Source organism: Halomonas sp. R57-5 (genome assembly GCF_900070345.1).
Lineage (GTDB): Bacteria > Pseudomonadota > Gammaproteobacteria > Pseudomonadales > Halomonadaceae > Vreelandella > Vreelandella ventosae_B.
This window is the reverse complement of record NZ_LN813019.1, coordinates 4,776,382-4,798,411: the sequence shown is the minus strand read 5'-3', so window position 1 is coordinate 4,798,411 and position 22,030 is coordinate 4,776,382. Positions and strand designations below refer to the sequence as shown.

At 55.5% G+C, this 22,030-nt stretch carries 15 protein-coding genes and 4 tRNA genes; 18 read left to right on the top strand and 1 reads right to left on the bottom strand.

All coding sequences use genetic code 11. The features are described from left to right. Window positions 1–226: 226 nt before the first annotated feature. Window positions 227–2,077 (bottom strand): translational GTPase TypA, encoded by a 1,851-nt coding sequence (typA, locus tag HALO_RS21960; RefSeq protein WP_035564011.1) that lies wholly within the window; start codon window positions 2,075–2,077, stop codon window positions 227–229. A gap of 235 nt (window positions 2,078–2,312) precedes the next feature. Here typA and HALO_RS21955 point away from each other — a divergent pair, with 235 nt between their 5' ends. The 18 genes from HALO_RS21955 (at window position 2,313) to tuf (ending at window position 21,877) form a co-directional block, all read left to right on the top strand. After that, window positions 2,313–3,308 (top strand): biotin--[acetyl-CoA-carboxylase] ligase, encoded by a 996-nt coding sequence (locus HALO_RS21955; protein ID WP_035582670.1) that lies wholly within the window; start codon window positions 2,313–2,315, stop codon window positions 3,306–3,308. Beyond that, a complete protein-coding gene (locus tag HALO_RS21950) occupies window positions 3,305–4,144 on the top strand; it encodes a type III pantothenate kinase (RefSeq protein WP_035582671.1) in 840 nt (279 codons plus the stop codon). The genes HALO_RS21955 and HALO_RS21950 overlap by 4 nt, the downstream gene beginning before the upstream one ends. A 119-nt stretch (window positions 4,145–4,263) precedes the next feature. Then, window positions 4,264–4,347 (top strand) — tRNA-Tyr (locus HALO_RS21945). Between the two features lie 105 nt (window positions 4,348–4,452). Further along, window positions 4,453–4,526 (top strand) — tRNA-Gly (locus tag HALO_RS21940). A 13-nt stretch (window positions 4,527–4,539) separates the two neighbouring features. After that, a tRNA-Thr gene (locus HALO_RS21935) sits at window positions 4,540–4,614 on the top strand. 196 nt (window positions 4,615–4,810) lie between these two features. Continuing rightward, window positions 4,811–4,886: transfer RNA gene (locus HALO_RS21930), tRNA-Trp, on the top strand. Window positions 4,887–4,960: 74 nt separating this feature from the next. After that, entirely contained in the window at window positions 4,961–5,344 is a 384-nt protein-coding gene (gene secE / locus HALO_RS21925; protein ID WP_035582672.1) for a preprotein translocase subunit SecE, read from the top strand. Between the two features lie 8 nt (window positions 5,345–5,352). Further along, window positions 5,353–5,886 (top strand): transcription termination/antitermination protein NusG, encoded by a 534-nt coding sequence (gene nusG / locus HALO_RS21920; RefSeq protein WP_008959178.1) that lies wholly within the window; start codon window positions 5,353–5,355, stop codon window positions 5,884–5,886. Window positions 5,887–6,019: 133 nt separating this feature from the next. Further along, window positions 6,020–6,451 carry a 50S ribosomal protein L11 gene (gene rplK / locus HALO_RS21915; RefSeq protein WP_007112017.1) on the top strand — a complete coding sequence of 144 codons (432 nt, stop codon included), beginning with the start codon at window positions 6,020–6,022 and terminating at the stop codon, window positions 6,449–6,451. 2 nt (window positions 6,452–6,453) lie between these two features. Next, window positions 6,454–7,146 carry a 50S ribosomal protein L1 gene (gene rplA / locus HALO_RS21910; RefSeq protein WP_050714032.1) on the top strand — a complete coding sequence of 231 codons (693 nt, stop codon included), beginning with the start codon at window positions 6,454–6,456 and terminating at the stop codon, window positions 7,144–7,146. A gap of 319 nt (window positions 7,147–7,465) precedes the next feature. Beyond that, a complete protein-coding gene (gene rplJ, locus HALO_RS21905) occupies window positions 7,466–7,966 on the top strand; it encodes a 50S ribosomal protein L10 (protein WP_035582676.1) in 501 nt (166 codons plus the stop codon). 112 nt (window positions 7,967–8,078) lie between these two features. Continuing rightward, on the top strand, window positions 8,079–8,447 hold the full coding sequence (gene rplL / locus HALO_RS21900) for a 50S ribosomal protein L7/L12 (RefSeq protein ID WP_050714031.1): 369 nt from the start codon (window positions 8,079–8,081) through the stop codon (window positions 8,445–8,447). Window positions 8,448–8,769: 322 nt separating this feature from the next. After that, a complete protein-coding gene (gene rpoB / locus HALO_RS21895) occupies window positions 8,770–12,846 on the top strand; it encodes a DNA-directed RNA polymerase subunit beta (RefSeq protein WP_050714030.1) in 4,077 nt (1,358 codons plus the stop codon). A 10-nt stretch (window positions 12,847–12,856) separates the two neighbouring features. Beyond that, window positions 12,857–17,071 carry a DNA-directed RNA polymerase subunit beta' gene (rpoC, locus tag HALO_RS21890; RefSeq protein ID WP_050714029.1) on the top strand — a complete coding sequence of 1,405 codons (4,215 nt, stop codon included), beginning with the start codon at window positions 12,857–12,859 and terminating at the stop codon, window positions 17,069–17,071. 208 nt (window positions 17,072–17,279) lie between these two features. Continuing rightward, window positions 17,280–17,654, top strand: coding sequence for a 30S ribosomal protein S12 (gene rpsL / locus HALO_RS21885; protein ID WP_008959173.1), 375 nt, complete (start codon window positions 17,280–17,282; stop codon window positions 17,652–17,654). 175 nt (window positions 17,655–17,829) lie between these two features. Then, window positions 17,830–18,300 (top strand): 30S ribosomal protein S7, encoded by a 471-nt coding sequence (gene rpsG / locus HALO_RS21880; protein WP_009288145.1) that lies wholly within the window; start codon window positions 17,830–17,832, stop codon window positions 18,298–18,300. Between the two features lie 230 nt (window positions 18,301–18,530). Next, on the top strand, window positions 18,531–20,654 hold the full coding sequence (gene fusA / locus HALO_RS21870; RefSeq protein ID WP_035582682.1) for an elongation factor G: 2,124 nt from the start codon (window positions 18,531–18,533) through the stop codon (window positions 20,652–20,654). 29 nt (window positions 20,655–20,683) lie between these two features. Further along, a complete protein-coding gene (gene tuf, locus HALO_RS21865; protein ID WP_007112008.1) occupies window positions 20,684–21,877 on the top strand; it encodes an elongation factor Tu in 1,194 nt (397 codons plus the stop codon). Window positions 21,878–22,030: the final 153 nt, after the last annotated feature.

The window sequence follows — 22,030 nt, the reverse complement described above, 5'->3', positions numbered from 1 at the left end:
GAATATAGCGATGTCAGCGTGCCTTGGACGCGCTGAATTTAGCGTTACTGTGCGATAGAACGCGCCGCCTTTCCAGCGTATTAGCGTTTAGGCTGCGTTTAGGGAGCTATCTTGGCAAAGGTAGTGGCAAAGGGGTGAACGCTGGGAGCTGATGTTAGCGCAGAAGGGCGAGGACATAAAAAAACCCGCTTTCGCGGGTTTTTGGGTACTTACTGCTTGGAGCGGATTACTTCTTGCTGTAACGCTTACGCTCGGTCTCTTTCAACAGCTTTTTACGCAGGCGGATGTGCACCGGCGTGACTTCGACGAGCTCGTCGGAGTCGAGGAACTCGATGGCCTGCTCCAGGGAGAACTTAACCGGTGGGGTTAATACGATGTTTTCATCGTTACCGGTGGAGCGCATGTTGTCGAGCTTCTTGCCTTTGGTGGGGTTAACCACCATGTCATTAGCGCGGTTGTTGATGCCGATCAGCATGCCTTCGTAGACTTCCGTGGCGTGATCGATAATCAGCTTACCGCGCTCTTGCAGCGCATACAGCGCATAGGCAAGGGCTTTACCGTCAACCATCGAGACCAATACGCCGTTACGACGCTCGATAGAGGCATCAGGCTTCAGCGGGCCGTAGTGATCAAAGCGGCTGGTCAGGATGCCGGTGCCGGAAGTCAGGGTCAAAAACTGGCCACGGAAACCGATCAAGCCGCGGGCAGGAATGATGAAGTCCAGGCGAACCCGTCCTTTGCCATCCGGCAGCATGTTGGTCATCTCACCTTTACGGTAGCCCAGCTCTTCCATGATAGAGCCCTGGTGCTGCTCTTCACAGTCGATGATGACCTCTTCGTAGGGCTCCTGCTTCTCACCGTCGATCTCTTTGATGATCACTTCGGGGCGGCCTACGGCTAGCTCAAAGCCTTCACGACGCATGGTTTCGATCAGCACCGAGAGGTGCAGTTCGCCACGGCCGGAAACCTTGAACTTCTCAGGGGTTTCGCCCTGTTCAACGCGCAGTGCCACGTTGTGAATCAGCTCTTGATCAAGGCGATCCTTGATATTACGGCTGGTCACAAACTTGCCATCTTTACCGGCGAACGGTGAATCGTTGACCTGGAAGGTCATTGAAACGGTCGGTTCGTCGACAGACAGCGGCGGCAGTGCTTCGACCTTGGCCGGATCGCATAGCGTATCCGAGATCGACAGATCGTCGATGCCGGTAACACAGACGATATCGCCCGCGGTGGCTTCGTTGGTCTGCACGCGCTCCAGGCCCATATGGGTCATGACCTGMCCGATTTTGCCTTTACGCACATTGCCGTCAACGCCGATGATCGACACCTGCTGGTTCGGTTTCACCGCGCCACGCTTGATGCGACCCAGGCCGATAACGCCCACATAGCTGTTGTAATCCAGCGCGGAGATCTGCATCTGGAACGGGCCATTGAGCTCCACCTGAGGTGGATCAACGATATCGACGATGGCCTGGAACATGGGGTCCATGTTGTCAGCCAACTCTTCAGGATCCATACCAGCAATGCCGTTTAGGGCAGAGCAGTAGATGATCGGGAAATCGAGCTGTTCATCAGACGCGCCCAGGTTATCGAACAGATCAAAAATCTGGTCGATAACCCAGTCAGGGCGTGCGCCGGGGCGGTCAATTTTGTTGACTACCACAATCGGCTTGAGGCCCTGGGCGAAGGCTTTCTGGGTCACGAAGCGAGTTTGCGGCATCGGGCCATCAACGGCGTCTACTAGCAGTAGCACCGAATCGACCATTGACATGACGCGCTCAACCTCGCCGCCGAAATCGGCGTGCCCAGGCGTATCCACGATGTTGATGTGGTAGCCGTTACCGTGGCTGTCTTGCCACTGAATGGCCGTGTTCTTGGCCAAAATGGTAATGCCACGCTCTTTCTCCTGGTCGTTTGAGTCCATGATGCGCTCTTGACCTTCTGCTTTACGGTCAAGGGTGCCGGACTGGCTCAGGAGTTTGTCGACCAGTGTGGTTTTACCATGGTCAACGTGGGCTATGATCGCGACGTTGCGCAGGTTATTAACCGCGCTGGAGTTTTGCTGGTTTTGCATGCTGAGAGAGAACTCTTGTGAACACCCGTTTGTCCACGGGTCGGAAAATGCGGGTCGCAAGGGCTGGCAATTTGCCGACCATCTTGGCTCAGGGCTTGCGTCCAATAACTATTCTACCATGTCGAAGGCTTCGCTGATATTACTGGAGCGCTTATCGACCTTGGTCGCCCCCCGGAAAGTTTTCGCCGCGAACCTTCATCCGCTAGAATAGCGCTTTTCCCACTGGGGCAGGAGCATGACCATCGGCAACCTGATGCGTTTGTTAAGCGATGGCGAGGTTCACTCTGGCGAGCAGCTGGGTGAAACGCTGGGAATTTCTCGTGCGGCGGTGTGGAAGCAGTTAAAAAAACTCGAAGCGCTCGGGGTAGAAGTCGTCGCGGTGAAAGGCCGTGGCTACCAGCTGTCGCAGCGGCTGGAGCCCTTGGAGGGCGCCAAAATCGTTGAGCAGCTGCCCGCTCAGGCGCGCCACCATCTGGCGCGTCTGTTTGTTGAAGATCAGTTACCCTCCAGCAACGAATATCTGCGTCAACGCTTTGAACAGGGCGCCGGACATGGAGAGGTCTGTCTGGTTGAGCTGCAGACGGCGGGGCGKGGGCGGCGCGGGCGTGTCTGGTCGACGCCCTGGGGGCAGAGCCTAATGCTCTCGGTGGGCTGGCGCTTCGAGTCGGGTATTGCCGTGTTGGAAGGCTTGAGTTTGGCGGTGGGCGTTGTCGTTGCCCAGGTGCTTGAGCAGCACGGCGTGGCGCCGAAGCTCAAGTGGCCAAACGATATCCTGCTCTCCGAGCAGGGGGATGAGCCTGACGATGAGCTAGGCAAGCTGGCCGGCATTCTTATTGAAGTGACCGGCGATGCGGCAGGCCCCTGTGAGGTGGTTATCGGCATTGGTATGAATTTATGGCTGCCCGAGGCGCAGCGAGCCGCCATCGATCAGCCCGTGGCCGCGCTTTTCGAGCGGCTGCCGAATATCTCACGCAACCAGTTGGCCTCAGAGGAGGTGGCAGGCCTATTGGCCATGCTGGCTAACTTTGAACAGGAGGGTTTTAGTGCCTGGCGTGATGCCTGGAATGAACGCCACGCCTATGCAGGGCTGCCCATTCGGGTAATTCAGGGGCAGCAGACCAGCGAGGCCGTCGCGGGGGAAGTGGATGAGAGTGGTAACCTATGGGTTACCGAAAATGGTCACTCGCGACGCCTAGCTGGCGGTGAGATTAGCGTACGCAGGCGTTTATGATTCTGGATCTTGATATCGGCAACACGCTGTCTAAGTGGCGGCTAAAGGATGCCGAGAGTAGCGAGATACGTTCCCGTGGAGCGGTGTGGACCCGGGAAGAGTGGCGCCCAGGGGCCGATATCCCCGATCTTGATGTCGTCGAGGCGGTGCGTATATCCAGTGTCGCCAGGGCGGCCGTGCTGGAGGAGACGGTCGCCTTGCTGCGCCGCCGGGTGCGCCATGTGCACGTGGCGCGCTCCACCCATGAGGCGCTAGGCGTGGTTAACGGTTACGAAGAGCCGGGGCGCTTGGGCGTTGATCGTTGGATGGGGGCGCTGGCGGGGTATCAGCTAGCAGGTGGCTGTTGTGCGGTGGATTGCGGTAGCGCGATTACCATTGACTTTGTTTTGCCGGGCGGAAGTCATCTTGGCGGCTTTATTATCCCCGGTCTGCGCCTGATGAAAGAGAGCCTGAAGCTAGGTACTCGCAATGTCGCTATCGACCCGGAGAGTGAGGCCGATGAGTTGCTAGAGCCGGGGCGGCGCACAGTCGATGCCGTGAACCACGGTATTTATATGGCGGCCGTCAGTGCCATCAACCGTATTTATAGTGAAGTGTGCGACCAAGAGGGTGTGGCGTTGCCGATGCTGTTGACGGGGGGCGATGCGCGGGTTGTCTCAAGAGGGGTGCAGGTGCCCCACGCGGTGTGGCCCGATATGGTCTACGGCGGCTTAGAGGCGTGCTTTCCGATGACCCTCGCGGAGCGGGCTGGTAAAATGTCGGGCGCGCCGCGGGTGCCTGAGCCAGTGGCGCTAGAAAAGATTCGCGCTGGGCTTGCATTCTCTATGCTGCTTTGACAAAATGCAGCGCGTTCCAAGGCAGTCAGCAGATGTGCAAGCATCGCAAGCTACGATAAATTAAGTAAATATCTCGCTTGACACTGTTTTGAAGGCTGGCATAATGTGCCGCCACAGTTGGAGAGGTTCCCGAGKGGCCAAAGGGAGCAGACTGTAAATCTGCCGCGAAAGCTTCGAAGGTTCGAATCCTTCCCTCTCCACCAGATTTATCAAGCGCTGAGTTGTTCATCGCTTGGGAATGAAAAGCCGGTAAGCGGGCATTAGCTACTGTTCCTCGTGCAGCGGATCGTCATTCTAAGACAGGTTCTGCGGGCGTAGTTCAATGGTAGAACCTCAGCCTTCCAAGCTGATGGTGCGGGTTCGATTCCCGCCGCCCGCTCCAGTTGATGTGTTTGGCTCATGTAGCTCAGGGGTAGAGCACACCCTTGGTAAGGGTGAGGTCGACGGTTCAATTCCGTCCATGAGCTCCATATTGCGAAATAAGCGAGCAAAGCTCGCTTTTTTTGTCTCTGCGTTTAGGTGGTGTTTTGTAACGCCTAGGCGTAAAGAAGGGGTTGTCAGTGGTGGGTTTCTTCGCTACCATGGCGCCCGCTGTTGTATAGGCGGTTGAAAAAAACGCTTGTCGGCAGAAGTAGAAGCAAATGTAGAAAGTCAGTACGACGATACAGGCCAGTAGCTCAATTGGCAGAGCAGCGGTCTCCAAAACCGCAGGTTGGGGGTTCGATTCCCTCCTGGCCTGCCAACCTTCCCCAGGTTGGTATGTCTTTTTTCCGAAATTATTTTATCGTTCGCCGTACCCTGAGGAGTCTCGTTTTTATGAAGCCTGGTTCTGTAAAACATGGCGCCGAGGTGCAACAGACGCGCCATGACGGGCTCAAGTGGGCGGCGGTCGTAGCGCTGCTTGTCGTTGCTGTTGTTGGTAATACCTATTTCGCCGATATTGGCCTGCTCTACCGCGTACTTGGTGTAGTAGTGTTGTGTGTGATTGCCGGTTTGATCGTGCTAACCACTACCAAAGGTCGTGATTTAGTAGAGCTTGCCAGAAGCGCCAAGAAAGAGATTCAGCGCGTTGTATGGCCGACCCGTCCCGAAACCATTCAGACCACCGCCATTGTGCTGGTGGCTGTTCTGGTGGTCGGGCTATTGCTGTGGTTGATCGACACTCTTCTTGGCTGGGCGATGTCCGGCGTCATTGGTTAGGAGCTTTCATGTCCAAACGTTGGTACGTCGTCCACGCTTATTCTGGCTTTGAAAAGCATGTCATGCGCTCGCTGATTGAGCGCGTGAAAATGTATGGTATGGAAGATCGCTTTGGCGAAATTCTGGTGCCAACCGAAGAAGTCGTTGAAATGCGCGACGGCAAGCGACGCAAGAGCGAGCGTAAATTCTATCCTGGCTATGTACTGGTCGAGATGGAGATGGCCGACGAAACATGGCACCTCGTCAATGAGACGCCGCGTGTTATGGGCTTTATCGGTGGCACMAAAGAGAAGCCCGCGCCAATTACATCACGCGAAGCGGATGCAATTCTGCTGCGCGTTAAAGACGGTACCGATAAGCCGCGGCCCAAAACGATGTTTGAGCCGGGTCAGTCGGTGCGTGTTGTTGATGGGCCGTTTGCCGATTTCAACGGTGTCGTCGAAGAAGTCAATTATGAAAAGAGTCGTCTGCATGTCAGCGTGCTGATCTTTGGGCGCTCTACGCCTGTTGAGTTAGAATTTTCTCAGGTTGAGAAAGAGTAGCGGGTGAGTAGTAAATAGTTAGTAGTGAATAGTAAGTAAGCGGTAAGTTTTAATTCGTGTGAAATGGCTGGTTCAGCTGTTTCACTGGTGCCGGGGAGCCTTCGGGCGCTATTACCCAACTGGAGTGTTAAAGATGGCCAAGAAAGTACAGGCTTACATCAAACTGCAGGTTGCTGCAGGTAAAGCCAATCCAAGTCCGCCGGTAGGCCCAGCGCTGGGTCAGCACGGCGTGAACATCATGGAATTCTGTAAGGCGTTCAACGCCGCGACTCAAGAAATTGAGCCGGGCCTGCCGACGCCAGTCGTGATCACTGTCTACTCTGATCGTAGCTTCACGTTCGTCACCAAGACGCCGCCTGCTGCCGTGCTGCTGAAAAAAGCCGCCGGTATCAAGTCCGGCTCTGGTGAGCCGAACAAGAAGAAGGTCGGCACCGTGACCCGTGAGCAGCTTGAAGAGATCGCCAAGACCAAAGAGCCTGACCTGACGGCTGCGAATCTCGATGCCGCTGTACGCACCATTGCTGGCAGTGCTCGCAGCATGGGCCTAAACGTGGAGGGTCTCTGATCATGGCTAAACTGTCTAAGCGTGCGAAAATCATTCGCGAAAAAGTAGACGCTACCAAAGCCTACTCTATTGAAGAAGCAGTAGCGCTGCTTGCTGAGCTGTCTACGGTTAAATTCAAAGAGTCCGTTGATGTCGCCATCAMCCTGGGCGTTGACCCACGTAAATCCGACCAGGTTGTGCGTGGCGCTACCGTCATGCCTAACGGTACCGGTAAAGACGTACGCGTTGCGGTCTTCACCCAAGGTGCTAATGCCGATGCCGCTAAAGAAGCCGGTGCCGACATCGTAGGTATGGACGACTTGGCTGAGCAAGTGAAAAAAGGCGTGATGGATTTTGACGTCGTTATCGCTTCGCCCGACGCTATGCGCGTTGTTGGCCAGTTAGGTCAGATCCTAGGTCCGCGTGGCCTGATGCCTAACCCCAAAGTTGGCACCGTAACGCCTGATGTGGCGACAGCGGTTAAAAATGCCAAGGCGGGTCAGGTGCGTTTCCGTACCGACAAAAACGGTATTATCCACACTACCCTGGGTAAAGTGGATTTTGACGCAGCAGCACTTAACGGCAACCTGGAAGCATTGGTTGCTGACCTGAAGCGCCTCAAGCCGAGCGCGTCTAAAGGTATTTACTTTAAGAAAATGACTCTGTCCACTACCATGGGCCCGGGTTTGACCATCGATCACTCTGCTTTTGTTTAAAGCATACGATCGGTAGATTTGTAGTAAGAACTGAGCAAGAACTTTGCGGTCCCCCGTTTGGTGACTATCACTGGCCGGGGCATCGTCAAAGACCGCAGGTGCCGTCCTTAGCTCGTACGTTGTTTGTACTGACAAGGGCGGCTTAATTGCCCCATAAGCGCCTGCGCAGATGGTGTGGCCGCCAGTTGGTTTAGCTTAACGGCTTTCTGGTGAGCACCATCCCCAAGGCTTTCCGCTTTGCAACGCTTTTGCAAGTAGAGCGGGGAGAGATGGTAACCACCGGAACCTTTCTGGGTTCCGGCACGAAGGAGTGATCACTGTGCCACTAGCACTTGAAGGCAAGAAAGCGATTGTTGCCGAGGTCAGTGAAGCGGCCAAGGGCGCACTCTCCGTCGTAGTTGCTGATTCTCGCGGCGTTACGGTTGGTAAAATGACCGATCTGCGCAAGCAGGCGCGTGAGAATGGTGTAGAGCTGCGTGTTGTACGTAATACGCTGGCTCGCCGCGCTCTCGAGGGCACTCAGTGGGAGTGCCTGAACGATAGCTTTGTTGGTCCTACGTTGTTGGCCTTCTCTACTGACCATCCGGGCGCTGCCGCTCGTTTGTTCAAAGAGTTTGCTAAAACGAACAAGGACTTCGAAGTAAAAGCGTTGGCCTACGAAGGTGAGCTGATTCCGGCTGCTGACATCGACCGTCTGGCAACCCTACCGACTCACGACGAAGCAATTGCCAAGTTGATGTCGGTAATGAAAGAAGCCTCCGCTGGCAAGCTGGTTCGTACTCTGGCCGCGCTGCGCGACCAGAAGCAAGAAGCTGCATAAGCAGTTCTTTTTGCTGGTGGCGTGAATGGTTGAACCAGAACGCTGCCTGAACCGAGCAATGAATCCTGAGTCATCGGCTGACCGAGACTCCCGCAAAGTTAGGAATGAAACAATGGCACTGTCTAAAGACGATATCATCAATGCTGTAGCCGACATGACCGTGATGGAAGTTGTCGAGCTGATCGAAGCAATGGAAGAGAAGTTCGGCGTTTCTGCCGCGGCTGCCGTAATGGCTGGCCCGGCTGCTGGCGGCGAAGTAGCTGAAGAGCAGACTGAATTTGACGTCGTTCTGRCCGCTGCTGGCGACAAGAAAGTTAACGTGATCAAAGCAGTTCGTGAGATCACCGGCCTTGGCTTGAAAGAAGCTAAAGGTGCTGTTGACGGCGCTCCGGCGACCATCAAAGAAGGTCTGTCGAAAGACGACGCTGAAGCAGCTAAAGCTAAGCTGGAAGAAGCGGGCGCAACCGTCGAGCTCAAGTAAGCCTTGTGCGGACGGCTTTACGCGCTGCGTAAGCTTCCACGGCTGGCGGCGGGATATCCCGCTGCCGGCCTTTTTCTGTTGCAACTGGTGTTTAATAGCAGCATTGCTGTTGGTAAATAGCAGAGCGACAGAAGCGTAAAAGCGTTATTGAAGCGCTATTGAAGATAGTGTTAACGACGACAGTGTTATCGACGACTGAGTTATCGAACTAGATTTTCGACGGCGAGCTACCGATTTAGGAGCTTGCTGTCTGCGTCTGACACGCCCGTAGGGCAGATGACCACGCATCGGTCACCCATGGTGAACAAGCTGGGGAATACAGATGGCTTACTCATATACTGAGAAAAAACGCATCCGCAAGGATTTCGGCAAACTGCCCCAAGTAATGGATGTGCCTTACTTGCTGGCGATCCAGCTTGATTCCTATTACGMCTTCCTCCAGCAAGATCGTTCGCCCGACGAGCGTCACGAGATCGGTCTGCACGCGGCATTCAAGTCCGTGTTTCCGATTGAGAGCTTCTCCGGCAATGCAGCGCTTGAGTATGTCAGCTACCGCTTTGGTACGCCGGCGTTCGATGTTAAGGAGTGCCAGCTGCGCGGTGTGACTTACTCCGCCCCGCTGCGCGTCAAGGTTCGCTTGATCATTTATGATCGCGACTCCTCGAACAAAGCCATTAAAGATATTAAAGAGCAAGAAGTCTACATGGGGGAAATCCCCCTGATGACGGAGAACGGTACCTTTGTTATCAACGGTACTGAGCGGGTTATCGTATCCCAGCTCCACCGCTCGCCCGGTGTGTTCTTTGATCACGACAAAGGTAAGAGCCACTCTTCCGGCAAGCTGCTCTACTCTGCCCGAGTGATTCCTTACCGTGGCTCCTGGTTAGACTTCGAGTTTGACCCCAAAGACAACGTCTTCGTACGTATTGACCGTCGCCGCAAACTGCCGGCCTCGGTATTGATGCGTGCGCTGGGTATGAACACCGAAGAGATCCTCGCCGAGTTCTTTGAAACCAGCGTCTTCCACATTGAGAAATCCGGTTTCTCTGTGGAGCTGGTGCCGTCACGCCTGCGCGGCGAAACGGCCACTTTCGACATCAAAGATGGCGAAGGTAATGTGATCGTTGAAGAGGGGCGTCGGATTACCCAGAAGCACATTCGTCAGCTTGAAAAAGCCGGCCTTGAGCGTCTGGATGTGCCGATGGAGTACCTGTTCGGCAAAACCCTGGCCAAAGATCAGATCGATTCCAAGACCGGCGAGCTGATCTGCCCATGTAATACCGAAATCACTCCCGAAGTGCTCGAGCGTATGGCTCAGGGTGGCATCACTCTGGTGGAAACGCTCTACACTAACGATCTTGACTGCGGTTCATTCATTTCCGACACCTTGAAGCTGGACGCGACTAACTCCGCGCTTGAAGCCTTGGTGGAAATCTACCGCATGATGCGCCCCGGCGAGCCGCCCACTAAAGAGTCTGCCGAGACGCTGTTTAACAACCTGTTCTTCTCTGAGGACCGCTACGACCTGTCGGGCGTTGGCCGCATGAAGTTCAACCGTCGCCTGCGTCGTGATACTGACACCGGCTCCGGCGTACTGGATCGTAAAGACATCCTGGATGTGCTGCGCGAGCTGATCAATATTCGCAACGGCTTCGGTGACGTTGACGATATCGATCACCTGGGTAACCGCCGTATTCGCTGCGTTGGCGAGATGGCTGAAAACCAGTTCCGCGTTGGCTTGGTGCGTGTAGAGCGCGCGGTGAAAGAGCGTCTCTCCATGGCCGAAAGCGAAGGCCTGATGCCCCAAGACTTGATCAACGCCAAGCCGGTCGCGGCGGCGGTGAAAGAGTTCTTCGGTTCCAGCCAGCTTTCCCAGTTTATGGATCAGAACAACCCGCTCTCAGAGGTTACCCACAAGCGTCGTGTGTCAGCACTCGGCCCCGGTGGTTTGACCCGTGAGCGTGCTGGCTTCGAAGTACGTGACGTACACGCCACGCACTATGGGCGCCTATGCCCGATCGAAACGCCGGAAGGCCCGAACATCGGTCTGATCAACTCGCTGGCGACCTACAGCCACACCAACAGCTACGGTTTCCTTGAAACGCCGTACCGTAAAGTGGTTGATCGTCAGTTGACCGACGACATCGTCCATCTCTCGGCGATCGAAGAGGGCGATTTCGTTATCGCCCAGGCGTCAGCGGCGGTAGATGAGTCCAACAAGCTAAGCGATGATCTGGTTCAGGTGCGTCACCGCGGTGAGACCACCTTTATGCGTCCCGAGCAAGTGACGCTGATGGATGTATCACCCCGTCAGGTCGTCTCGGTCGCAGCGGCATTGATTCCGTTCCTGGAGCACGATGACGCCAACCGCGCCTTGATGGGCTCGAACATGCAGCGTCAGGCGGTTCCTACCCTGCGTGCCGMCAAGCCGCTGGTAGGTACCGGCATGGAGCGCTTTGTTGCCCGTGACTCCGGTGTCTGTGCGGTGGCGAATCGTGGTGGCGTGATTGATTCCGTTGACGCGCGTCGTGKGGTGGTACGGGTTAACGAAGATGAGATCATCGGCGGTGAAGCCGGGGTTGATATCTACAACCTGACCAAATACACCCGCTCGAACCAGAACACTTGTATGAACCAGCGCCCCATCGTGCGGCCTGGCGATAACGTGGCGCGTGGCGATATTCTCGCCGACGGCCCGTCGGTGGATATGGGTGACTTGGCGCTGGGCCAGAACATGCGCATCGCCTTTATGCCCTGGAACGGCTACAACTTCGAGGACTCGATTCTGCTTTCCGAGCGGGTTGTTCAAGAAGACCGTTTCACCACCATTCACATTCAGGAACTGACCTGTGTGTCTCGTGACACCAAGTTGGGCTCAGAAGAAATCACTTCTGATATTCCGAACGTGGGCGAGTCTGCGCTCTCCAAGCTGGATGAGGCGGGCGTTGTCTACATCGGTGCCGAAGTCGGCCCGGGCGATATTCTGGTCGGTAAAGTGACACCGAAGGGTGAAACCCAGCTGACGCCTGAAGAGAAGCTGCTACGTGCTATCTTCGGCGAGAAAGCGTCTGACGTTAAAGATACCTCGCTGCGTGCCCCGACAGGCATGAAAGGCACGGTCATCGACGTTCAGGTGTTTACCCGTGACGGCGTTGAGAAAGMCTCCCGCGCCCTGTCGATCGAGCGCACCCAGCTTGATGAGGTACGTAAGGATCTCCAAGAGACTTACCGTATCGCCGAAGATGCCACCTTTGAGCGTCTCAAGCGTACCCTTGACGGTCAGGCCGTTAACGGTGGCCCGAACCTCAAGAAAGGCGATGTGCTGGACGAGGATTACCTCGACGAACTGCCGCGTCAGCAGTGGTTCAAGCTGCGTCTGCAGGATGAGTCGTTTAATGAGCTACTGGCTCAGGCTGACGAACAGCTGGAAATTCGTCGTAAAGAGATGGATGAGCGCTTTGAAGATAAGAAGCGCAAGCTGACCCAGGGCGATGACCTCGCGCCGGGCGTACTGAAGATCGTCAAGGTCTACATGGCCGTGAAGCGTCGCATCCAGCCAGGCGACAAGATGGCCGGTCGTCACGGTAACAAAGGTGTTATCTCGGCGATTATGCCCATCGAAGACATGCCGTTTGACGAGAAGGGCGAGTCGGTTGACGTGGTGCTAAACCCGCTGGGCGTACCGTCGCGGATGAACGTTGGTCAGATCCTTGAGACGCACCTGGGCATGGCGGCGCGTGGCTTGGGCGTCAAGATCGAAGCCATGCTGCGCGATGCACGCGGTCAGCAGGTCGCTGAAATTCGTGACTTCCTGGGGCAGATCTACAATACCCAGGGTACGCGTATTGAAGATCTCGATTCCCTGACCGACGATGAAATTATCGCCCTGGCGAAGAACCTAAAAGGCGGTGTGCCCATGGCAACGCCGGTGTTTGACGGTGCTAAAGAGCACGAAATCAAGCACCTGCTGAAGCTGGCGGACATTCCTGAATCGGGTCAGATGGCCCTGTTCGATGGCCGTACCGGTGACGCTTTTGACCGTCCGGTCACCGTCGGCTACATGTATATGTTGAAGCTTAACCACTTGGTAGACGACAAGATGCACGCGCGTTCTACCGGTTCTTACTCGCTGGTTACTCAGCAGCCCTTGGGTGGTAAGGCGCAATTCGGTGGTCAGCGCTTCGGTGAGATGGAAGTGTGGGCGTTGGAAGCATACGGCGCCGCTTACACGCTACAAGAGATGCTCACCGTCAAGTCGGACGACGTCGAAGGCCGCACCAAGATGTATAAAAACATCGTGGATGGCGACCACACCATGCAGGCAGGCATGCCGGAATCCTTTAACGTACTCGTTAAGGAAATCCGCTCGCTGGGCATCGATATCGAGTTAGAGAGCTAGGAGCCGTCCCATGAAAGATTTGGTGAAAGTACTCAAATCGCAGTCTCAGTCCGAAGAGTTTGACGCGATCAAGATTACCCTGGCGTCGCCGGACATGATTCGCTCCTGGTCGTTTGGCGAGGTGAAGAAGCCCGAGACCATCAACTACCGTACCTTTAAGCCGGAGCGGGATGGTCTGTTCTGCGCCAAGATCTTTGGTCCGGTCAAAGACTACGAGTGCCTGTGCGGCAAGTATAAGCGCATGAAGCACCGCGGCATTATCTGCGAGAAGTGTGGCGTCGAAGTGACCAAAGCCGCCGTGCGCCGTGAGCGCATGGGGCACATTGAGCTCGCCTCGCCGGTCGCCCACATTTGGTTTTTGAAGTCACTGCCGTCGCGTATCGGCATGTTCCTTGATATGACCCTGCGTGATATCGAGCGCGTGCTGTACTTCGAAAGCTTTGTCGTTATCGACCCCGGTATGACCACGCTTGAGCGTGGTCAGCTGATGAACGACGAGCAGTACTTTGAAGCGCTGGAAGAGTTTGGCGACGACTTTGACGCTCGTATGGGTGCCGAAGCCGTTCAAGAGCTGCTCAAAGACATCGATCTGGAAGAAGAGATTAACCATCTGCGTGAAGAAATTCCGCAGACTAACTCAGAAACCAAGATCAAGAAGCTCTCCAAGCGCCTCAAGCTGCTTGAAGCCTTCTACCACTCCGGCAACGCGCCGGCGTGGATGGTCATGGAAGTGCTGCCCGTGCTGCCACCGGATCTGCGTCCGCTGGTACCGCTGGACGGTGGCCGCTTCGCGACCTCCGATCTCAACGACCTTTACCGTCGTGTGATCAACCGTAACAACCGCCTGAAGCGTCTGCTCGATCTCAATGCGCCGGATATTATCGTGCGCAATGAGAAGCGCATGCTCCAGGAAGCGGTCGATGCACTGCTGGATAACGGCCGTCGTGGCCGTGCGATCACGGGCTCTAACAAGCGTCCGCTGAAATCGCTCGCTGACATGATCAAAGGTAAGCAGGGCCGTTTCCGTCAGAACTTGCTGGGTAAGCGCGTCGACTACTCGGGCCGTTCGGTAATTACCGTAGGTCCGACGCTGCGTCTGCACCAGTGTGGTCTGCCCAAGAAAATGGCGCTTGAGCTGTTCAAGCCGTTTATCTACTCCAAGCTGCAGTCGCTGGGCTACGCCTCAACGATCAAAGCCGCCAAGAAGATGGTCGAGCGCGAGCTGCCGGAAGTGTGGGACATCCTTGCCGATGTTATCCGCGAGCACCCGGTACTGCTTAACCGCGCCCCCACGCTTCACCGTCTGGGTATCCAGGCGTTTGAGCCGCTGCTGATCGAAGGTAAAGCGATTCAGCTGCACCCGCTGGTATGTGCCGCCTACAACGCCGACTTTGACGGTGACCAGATGGCGGTACACGTACCGCTGACCCTGGAAGCCCAGCTCGAAGCGCGTGCGCTGATGATGGCCACCAACAACGTGCTTTCGCCCGCTAACGGCGAGCCGATCATCGTGCCGTCCCAGGACGTTGTACTGGGTCTTTACTACATGACCCGCGAAAAGATCAACGCCAAAGGCGAGGGCATGGTGTTCTCTGACCTTAATGAGGTCGAGCGCGCTTTCGGTACCCAGTCAGTATCGCTCCACGCACGGGTTAAAGTGCGTTTAGACGAGATCGACATTGAAGAAGAGACCGGCGAGCGTAGCTTCCACCGGCGTATTTACGMCACCACCGTCGGCCGTGCGCTGCTGTTCCGCATTCTGCCGGAAGGGGTGCCGTTCAAGCTGATCGATCAGCCGATGAAGAAGAAGGCGATCTCCAGCCTGATCAACGAAGTTTATCGTCGTGCTGGCCTCAAGCCGACCGTCATCTTCGCTGACCAGCTGATGTATACCGGTTTCCGTCTGGCGACCTGGTCAGGCGCCTCTATCGGTGTAAATGACTTCGTTATTCCCGAAGCCAAAACCGAGATCGTTGACGCCGCGGAAGCGGAAGTTAAAGAGATCGAAGACCAGTTCTCTTCTGGCCTGGTAACAGCGGGTGAGAAGTACAACAAGGTTATCGATATCTGGTCCAAGGCCAACGATAAAGTCGCCAAGGCGATGATGGTGGGCATCTCCAAAGAGACCGTTATCGATCGTGATGGAAACGAAGTTGAGCAGGACTCGTTCAACAGCGTCTTCATCATGGCTGACTCCGGTGCTCGTGGTAGTGCTGCCCAGATTCGTCAGCTTGCCGGTATGCGTGGCCTGATGGCTAAGCCGGATGGCTCGATCATCGAAACACCGATCGTCGCCAACTTCCGTGAAGGTCTGAACGTACTGCAGTACTTCATCTCGACCCACGGCGCGCGTAAAGGTCTTGCGGATACGGCACTGAAAACGGCCAACTCCGGTTACCTGACCCGTCGTCTGGTCGACGTGGCGCAGGATTTGGTGATCACCGAGGTTGACTGTGGTACCGAAAACGGCTTGACCCTGCACCCGATTATCGAAGGCGGCGACATTATCGTACCGCTTTCCCAGCGAGTGCTAGGTCGCGTCGTGGCCCAGGATGTTGTCCATCCTGGCAGCGGCGACGTGCTGATTGCTAAAGGTACCCTGCTCGACGAGAAGTGGTGTGCCGAGCTCGACACCATGGGTGTCGACGAGATCATCGTGCGTTCCACAATTACCTGTGAGACCGCACACGGCGTGTGTGCCTCCTGTTACGGCCGTGACTTGGCACGTGGTCACCAGGTCAACATCGGTGAAGCGGTCGGCGTTATCGCCGCACAGTCCATCGGTGAGCCGGGTACCCAGCTGACCATGCGTACCTTCCACATCGGTGGCGCGGCATCGCGCTCCTCTGCGGTAGATAGCGTACAGGTGAAGCACGGCGGTAAAGTTCGTCTGCACAACATCAAGCACGTTGAGCGTGCCGACGGTAAGCTGGTAGTGGTATCCCGTTCTAGCGCCCTGGCCGTTGCTGATGACCATGGCCGTGAGCGTGAGTACTACAAGCTTCCCTACGGTGCTGAGCTGTCTGTACGTGACGGCGACGTGGTCGACGCTGGCGCGACGGTTGCCAAGTGGGATCCGCACACTCACCCGATCGTTGCCGAAGTAGAAGGTAAGGCGCAGTTCATCGATCTCGACGAAGGTGTCACCATGCACCGCAGTGTCGATGAGATGACCGGCCTGTCGTCTATTGAGGTTATCGAGTCAGCCGCACGTCCTATGGCCGGCCGTGATAAGCGCCCCATGGTTATGCTGCAAGACGCTGCGGGTGAATACGTATCGGTTTCTGGTTCAAACACGCCGGTACAGTACTTGCTGCCGGGTAACTCGATTATTTCGGTCGACGATGGTGTCACTATCGGTGTGGGTGAAGTGGTTGCCCGTATCCCGGTAGAAGCGTCGGCGAACAAAGATATCACCGGTGGTCTGCCGCGGGTGGCTGACTTGTTCGAAGCACGTAAGCCGAAAGAGTCGTCTATCCTGGCGGAAATCAGCGGTGTGATCAGCTTCGGTAAAGAGACCAAAGGTAAGCGCCGTCTGACGATTACTCCGGAATCTGGTGACCCGTTTGAGGCGCTGATTCCGAAATGGCGTCAAATTGCCGTCTTCGAAGGCGAGACCGTCGAGAAGGGCGAGGTGATTTCCGATGGGCCGAGCAATCCCCACGATATCCTGCGTCTGCTGGGTGTTGAGGAACTTGCCAAGTACATCACTGCCGAAGTGCAGGACGTTTACCGTCTACAGGGCGTAGGCATTAACGATAAGCACATCGAAGTCATTGTGCGCCAGATGCTGCGCAAGGTAGAGCTAACCGATTCGGGCGATTCTGACTTCATCACCGGCGACCAGGCAGAACTGGTTCGCGTGCTGGAACAGAACGAACGTCTGGAAAAAGAGAAGAAATTCCCGGCCAAGTATCAGCGTATGCTGCTGGGTATCACCAAGGCCAGCCTGGCCACCGAGTCGTTCATTTCCGCGGCCTCCTTCCAGGAGACAACCCGCGTACTGACCGAAGCGGCGGTGACCGGCAAGCGCGATTATCTGCGCGGCCTGAAAGAGAACGTCGTAGTGGGTCGTCTGATTCCGGCAGGTACCGGTCTGACTCACCACGCGGAACGTCGTCGCAAGCGCGAAGACGTTGAGCAACTGTTCAATCCTTCGGCGACCGAAGTTGAGCAGGAGCTGGGTGCTCAGTTGACCGCTCTCGATTCTGACGATGAGCTGTAAACGGGCCCATGGCACGACAGTAAGTGGTACGTAAAACGAGTAGCTGACCTGAAAAGCGTCGCCTTGTCGGTAAAACCGCCGGCAAGGCTTGACGTGACCTAGGGTCAGCCTTTAGAATGCGCAGCCTTTAACAGTGGGGTGGGTGCGCCCGCATCCGCTGCCCGTACTTGTTGAAAGGCAAGGCAACCATTGGAGTCAGCTAAACACCATGGCAACGATTAATCAGCTAGTGCGCAAGCCGCGCAAGCGCCCCGTCACCAAAAGTGACGTGCCAGCGCTGCAGGCTTGTCCGCAAAAACGCGGCGTATGTACGCGCGTTTACACCACCACCCCGAAGAAGCCTAACTCGGCCCTGCGTAAGGTTTGCCGTGTGCGCCTTACCAACGGCTTTGAAGTGTCTTCTTATATCGGTGGTGAAGGTCACAACCTTCAAGAACACTCTGTCGTTTTGATTCGCGGCGGCCGTGTAAAGGATTTGCCAGGTGTGCGTTATCACACCGTACGTGGCGCCCTTGACACCTCCGGCGTTCAGAATCGTCGTCAGGGTCGTTCTAAATACGGTACTAAGCGTCCTAAGTCCTAAGGGGTTGGGCTGCTGTGCAGCACTGCCCTGTTAAACGGGCTTGTTGAGTAACGATTATCACGAATTTGACGGTCTGATAAGAGTAAGGTCGGGCGGCGCTTGTTGTATTTACATAGCGTACACAAGTAGCACGAGTTCCGGGTTTACCTGAAAGATCCTTAATTGAGGGCTTATCATGCCTAGAAGAAGAGTAGTAGCTAAACGCGAGATTCTGCCGGATCCTAAGTTCGGAAGTGAGCGTCTGGCGAAGTTCATGAACCACCTGATGGTCAGCGGCAAGAAGTCCATAGCTGAGCGTATCGTCTACGGTGCGTTGGACAAGGTTGCCGAGCGTAGTAAAGAAGATCCGCTGGAGATCTTCGACAAAGCGCTGGAAGCCATCCAGCCGATGGTCGAAGTGAAGTCGCGCCGCGTGGGTGGTGCGACCTATCAGGTGCCGGTTGAAGTACGTCCGTCACGCCGTCAAGCGCTAGCCATGCGCTGGCTGGTAGACGCGGCGCGTCGTCGCGGTGAGAAAACCATGGTGCAGCGTCTGGCTGGTGAAATGCTTGATGCCGCTGAAGGTAAAGGTTCTGCCGTTAAGAAGCGCGAAGACGTGCATCGTATGGCAGAAGCCAACAAGGCCTTCTCGCACTACCGTTTCTAAGGTACGCGTATCTAAGGTCAGTGTTTCTAAAATCGGCGTTTCTAAGTACGGCGTTTTTAAGTATGGCTTTAGGGTTTCAATATGCACGTTGTTCAGCATGGCGAAGTGTTTGCTGAGTCGCTCTGTTGTAATACCTAACCGCTACCCTCAAGGGGTAGCGGCGGTCGCATAAGCCTCGCTTGCATACGCCGCTAAATTAACGAGCATCGCCAACAAACGGGAGTTTCACCGTGGCACGCAAGACTCCACTAAATCGCTACCGTAATATCGGTATCGTCGCTCACGTCGACGCGGGTAAAACCACGACGACTGAGCGTGTACTGTTCTACACCGGTCTCTCCCACAAAGTGGGCGAAGTCCACGACGGTGCTGCGACCATGGACTGGATGGAGCAGGAGCAGGAGCGTGGTATCACTATCACCTCAGCTGCGACTACCTGTTTCTGGCAGGGCATGAGCAAGCAGTTTCCTGAGCACCGTATCAATATTATCGACACCCCGGGGCACGTTGACTTCACTATCGAAGTTGAGCGTTCTCTGCGCGTACTGGATGGCGCGGTGGTTGTACTGTGTGGCTCTTCCGGCGTTCAGCCGCAGACCGAAACAGTATGGCGCCAAGCCAACAAGTACGAAGTTCCGCGTATGGTTTTCGTCAACAAGATGGACCGTACCGGCGCTGACTTCTTCATGGTTGTCGAGCAGCTGAAAGAGCGCTTGGGTGCCAACGCTGTGCCGATCCAGATTAACTGGGGCACAGAAGAAGACTTTAAAGGCGTTATCGACCTGATTCAGATGAAGGCTATCCTGTGGGATGAGGAAAGCCTGGGTATGAATTATGAGCTCGTTGATATTCCGGCTGAATTGCAAGAAACAGCCGAGAAGTATCGCGAAGAGATGGTTGAGGCCGCTGCCGAAGGCTCTGATGAGCTGATGGAAAAGTACCTTGAAGGCGGTGAGCTAACGATTGAAGAGATCAAGGCTGGCCTGCGTGCGCGCACCCTGGCTAACGATATCGTTCTGGTTACCTGTGGTTCTGCCTTTAAGAACAAAGGCGTTCAGGCAGTGCTGGATGGCGTTATCGAATACATGCCTTCGCCGACAGAAGTTAAGGCGATCGAAGGTGAGCTTGACGATAAAGACGGCACCGTCGATACCCGTGAGGCTGATGACAGTGCACCGTTTGCGGCGTTGGCGTTTAAAATTGCCACCGACCCCTTTGTTGGTACGCTGACCTTTATCCGCGTCTACTCGGGCGTTCTGAAATCTGGTGACGGCGTGTATAACTCCGTTAAGCAGAAGAAAGAGCGTGTTGGCCGTATCGTTCAGATGCACGCCAACTCTCGTGAAGAGATCAAAGAGGTTCTGGCGGGCGACATCGCTGCCTGTATCGGCCTGAAAGACGTCACCACCGGTGATACTCTTTGCGATATCGATAACAAGATTGTTCTCGAGCGCATGGAATTCCCGGATCCGGTTATCTCGGTTGCCGTAGAGCCTAAGTCTAAGGCCGACCAAGAGAAGATGGGCGTTGCCCTGGGCAAGCTTGCTCAAGAAGACCCCTCCTTCCAGGTCAAAACCGACGAAGAAACCGGCCAGACGATTATTTCTGGTATGGGTGAGCTTCACCTGGATATCCTTGTTGACCGTATGCGTCGCGAGTTCAAGGTTGAAGCCAATATCGGTAAGCCTCAGGTTGCTTACCGCGAAACCATTCGCGGCAGCATTGAGCAGGAAGGCAAGTTCGTACGTCAGTCTGGCGGTCGTGGTCAGTACGGTCACGTTTGGCTGCGTATCGAGCCGCTGACAGCTGAAGAGAAGGGTGAAGGCGACGAAGAAATCTTCTTCAAATTTACCTCTGAAATCGTAGGCGGCGCGGTTCCTAAGGAATACGTCCCTGCGGTTGAGAAGGGTGCTTACGAGCAGCTCAAAAACGGCGTCATCGCGGGTTACCCGATGATTGACGTTAAAGTATCGCTGTTCGACGGCTCCTTCCACGACGTGGACTCCAACGAGACTGCGTTTAAGATTGCTTCTTCTATGGCAGTAAAAGAAGGTGCCAGGAAGGCCAAGGCCGTGCTGCTGGAGCCGGTGATGAAGGTCGAAATCGTGACCCCCGAAGAATTTATGGGTGACGTCATGGGTGACCTGAGCCGTCGTCGCGGCCTGGTGCAGGGTATGGATGACTCCTCTTCTGGTAAAGTCATTCGTGCGACGGTGCCACTGGGCGAGATGTTCGGTTATGCAACCGATCTGCGCTCACAAACCCAGGGCCGTGCGAGCTACTCTATGGAGTTCTCGAAGTACGACGAGGCGCCCTCCAGCGTCGTTGAAGCCGTCATCAATCAAAACGGTTAACCGTTAGCTAACGTAAAGAGGTTATAGCAGTGGCTAAGGAAAAATTTGAACGTTCCAAACCGCACGTCAACGTCGGCACCATTGGTCACGTCGACCACGGTAAAACGACTCTGACTGCGGCCCTAACCCGCGTGTCTGCTGAGGTTTTCGGCGGCGACTGGCGTGAGTTTGATACCATCGATAACGCTCCTGAAGAGCGCGAGCGCGGTATCACGATCGCTACTTCACACGTTGAATATCAGTCTGAAGATCGTCACTACGCGCACGTTGACTGCCCAGGGCACGCTGACTACGTCAAGAACATGATTACCGGTGCTGCGCAGATGGACGGCGCGATCCTGGTATGTTCTGCCGCAGATGGCCCGATGCCGCAAACTCGCGAGCACATCCTGCTGTCTCGTCAGGTTGGCGTACCGTACATCGTTGTGTTCCTGAATAAAGCGGACATGGTCGATGACGAAGAGCTGCTTGAACTGGTAGAAATGGAAGTTCGCGAACTTCTCGACCAGTACGACTTCCCGGGTGACGACACACCGATCATCACTGGCTCTGCGCTGATGGCGTTGAACGGTGAAGATGAGAACGGCATGGGTACTACCGCCGTTGCTAATCTGATCAAAGCTCTGGATGCTTACATCCCTGAGCCGGAGCGTGCTATTGATCAGCCGTTCCTGATGCCGATCGAAGACGTGTTCTCCATCTCTGGTCGCGGTACTGTTGTGACTGGTCGTGTAGAGCGCGGCATCGTTAAAGCGGGCGAAGAAGTGGAAATCGTGGGTATCCGCGACACCACCAAAACGATCGTTACCGGTGTTGAAATGTTCCGTAAGCTGCTCGACGAAGGTCGTGCTGGTGAGAACGTTGGCGCCCTGCTGCGTGGTACTAAGCGTGATGACGTCGAGCGTGGCCAGGTACTGGCCAAGCCGGGCACCATCAACCCGCACACTACCTTCGAAGCAGAAGTTTACGTACTGTCCAAAGAAGAGGGTGGTCGTCACACGCCTTTCTTCAAGGGCTACCGTCCGCAGTTCTACTTCCGTACCACCGACGTAACCGGTACTTGTGAACTGCCGGAAGGCGTTGAAATGGTCATGCCGGGTGACAACGTGCAAATGGTTGTTACCTTGATCGCTCCGATCGCAATGGACGAAGGCTTGCGCTTCGCTATTCGTGAAGGCGGCCGTACTGTCGGTGCTGGCGTTGTGGCMAAGATCGTCAAGTAAGCAACATGCTTGAATGATGAAGGGGGCTCTGATGAGCCCCCTTTTCTGCGCACCAACAGCAAATGTTTGACATGGGCTTTTGGCGTGCCTATAATGCGCATCCTTTGAATGCGTGGGTAGACGGCTCGCGCCGTCGACATCCATTGGAGTTTA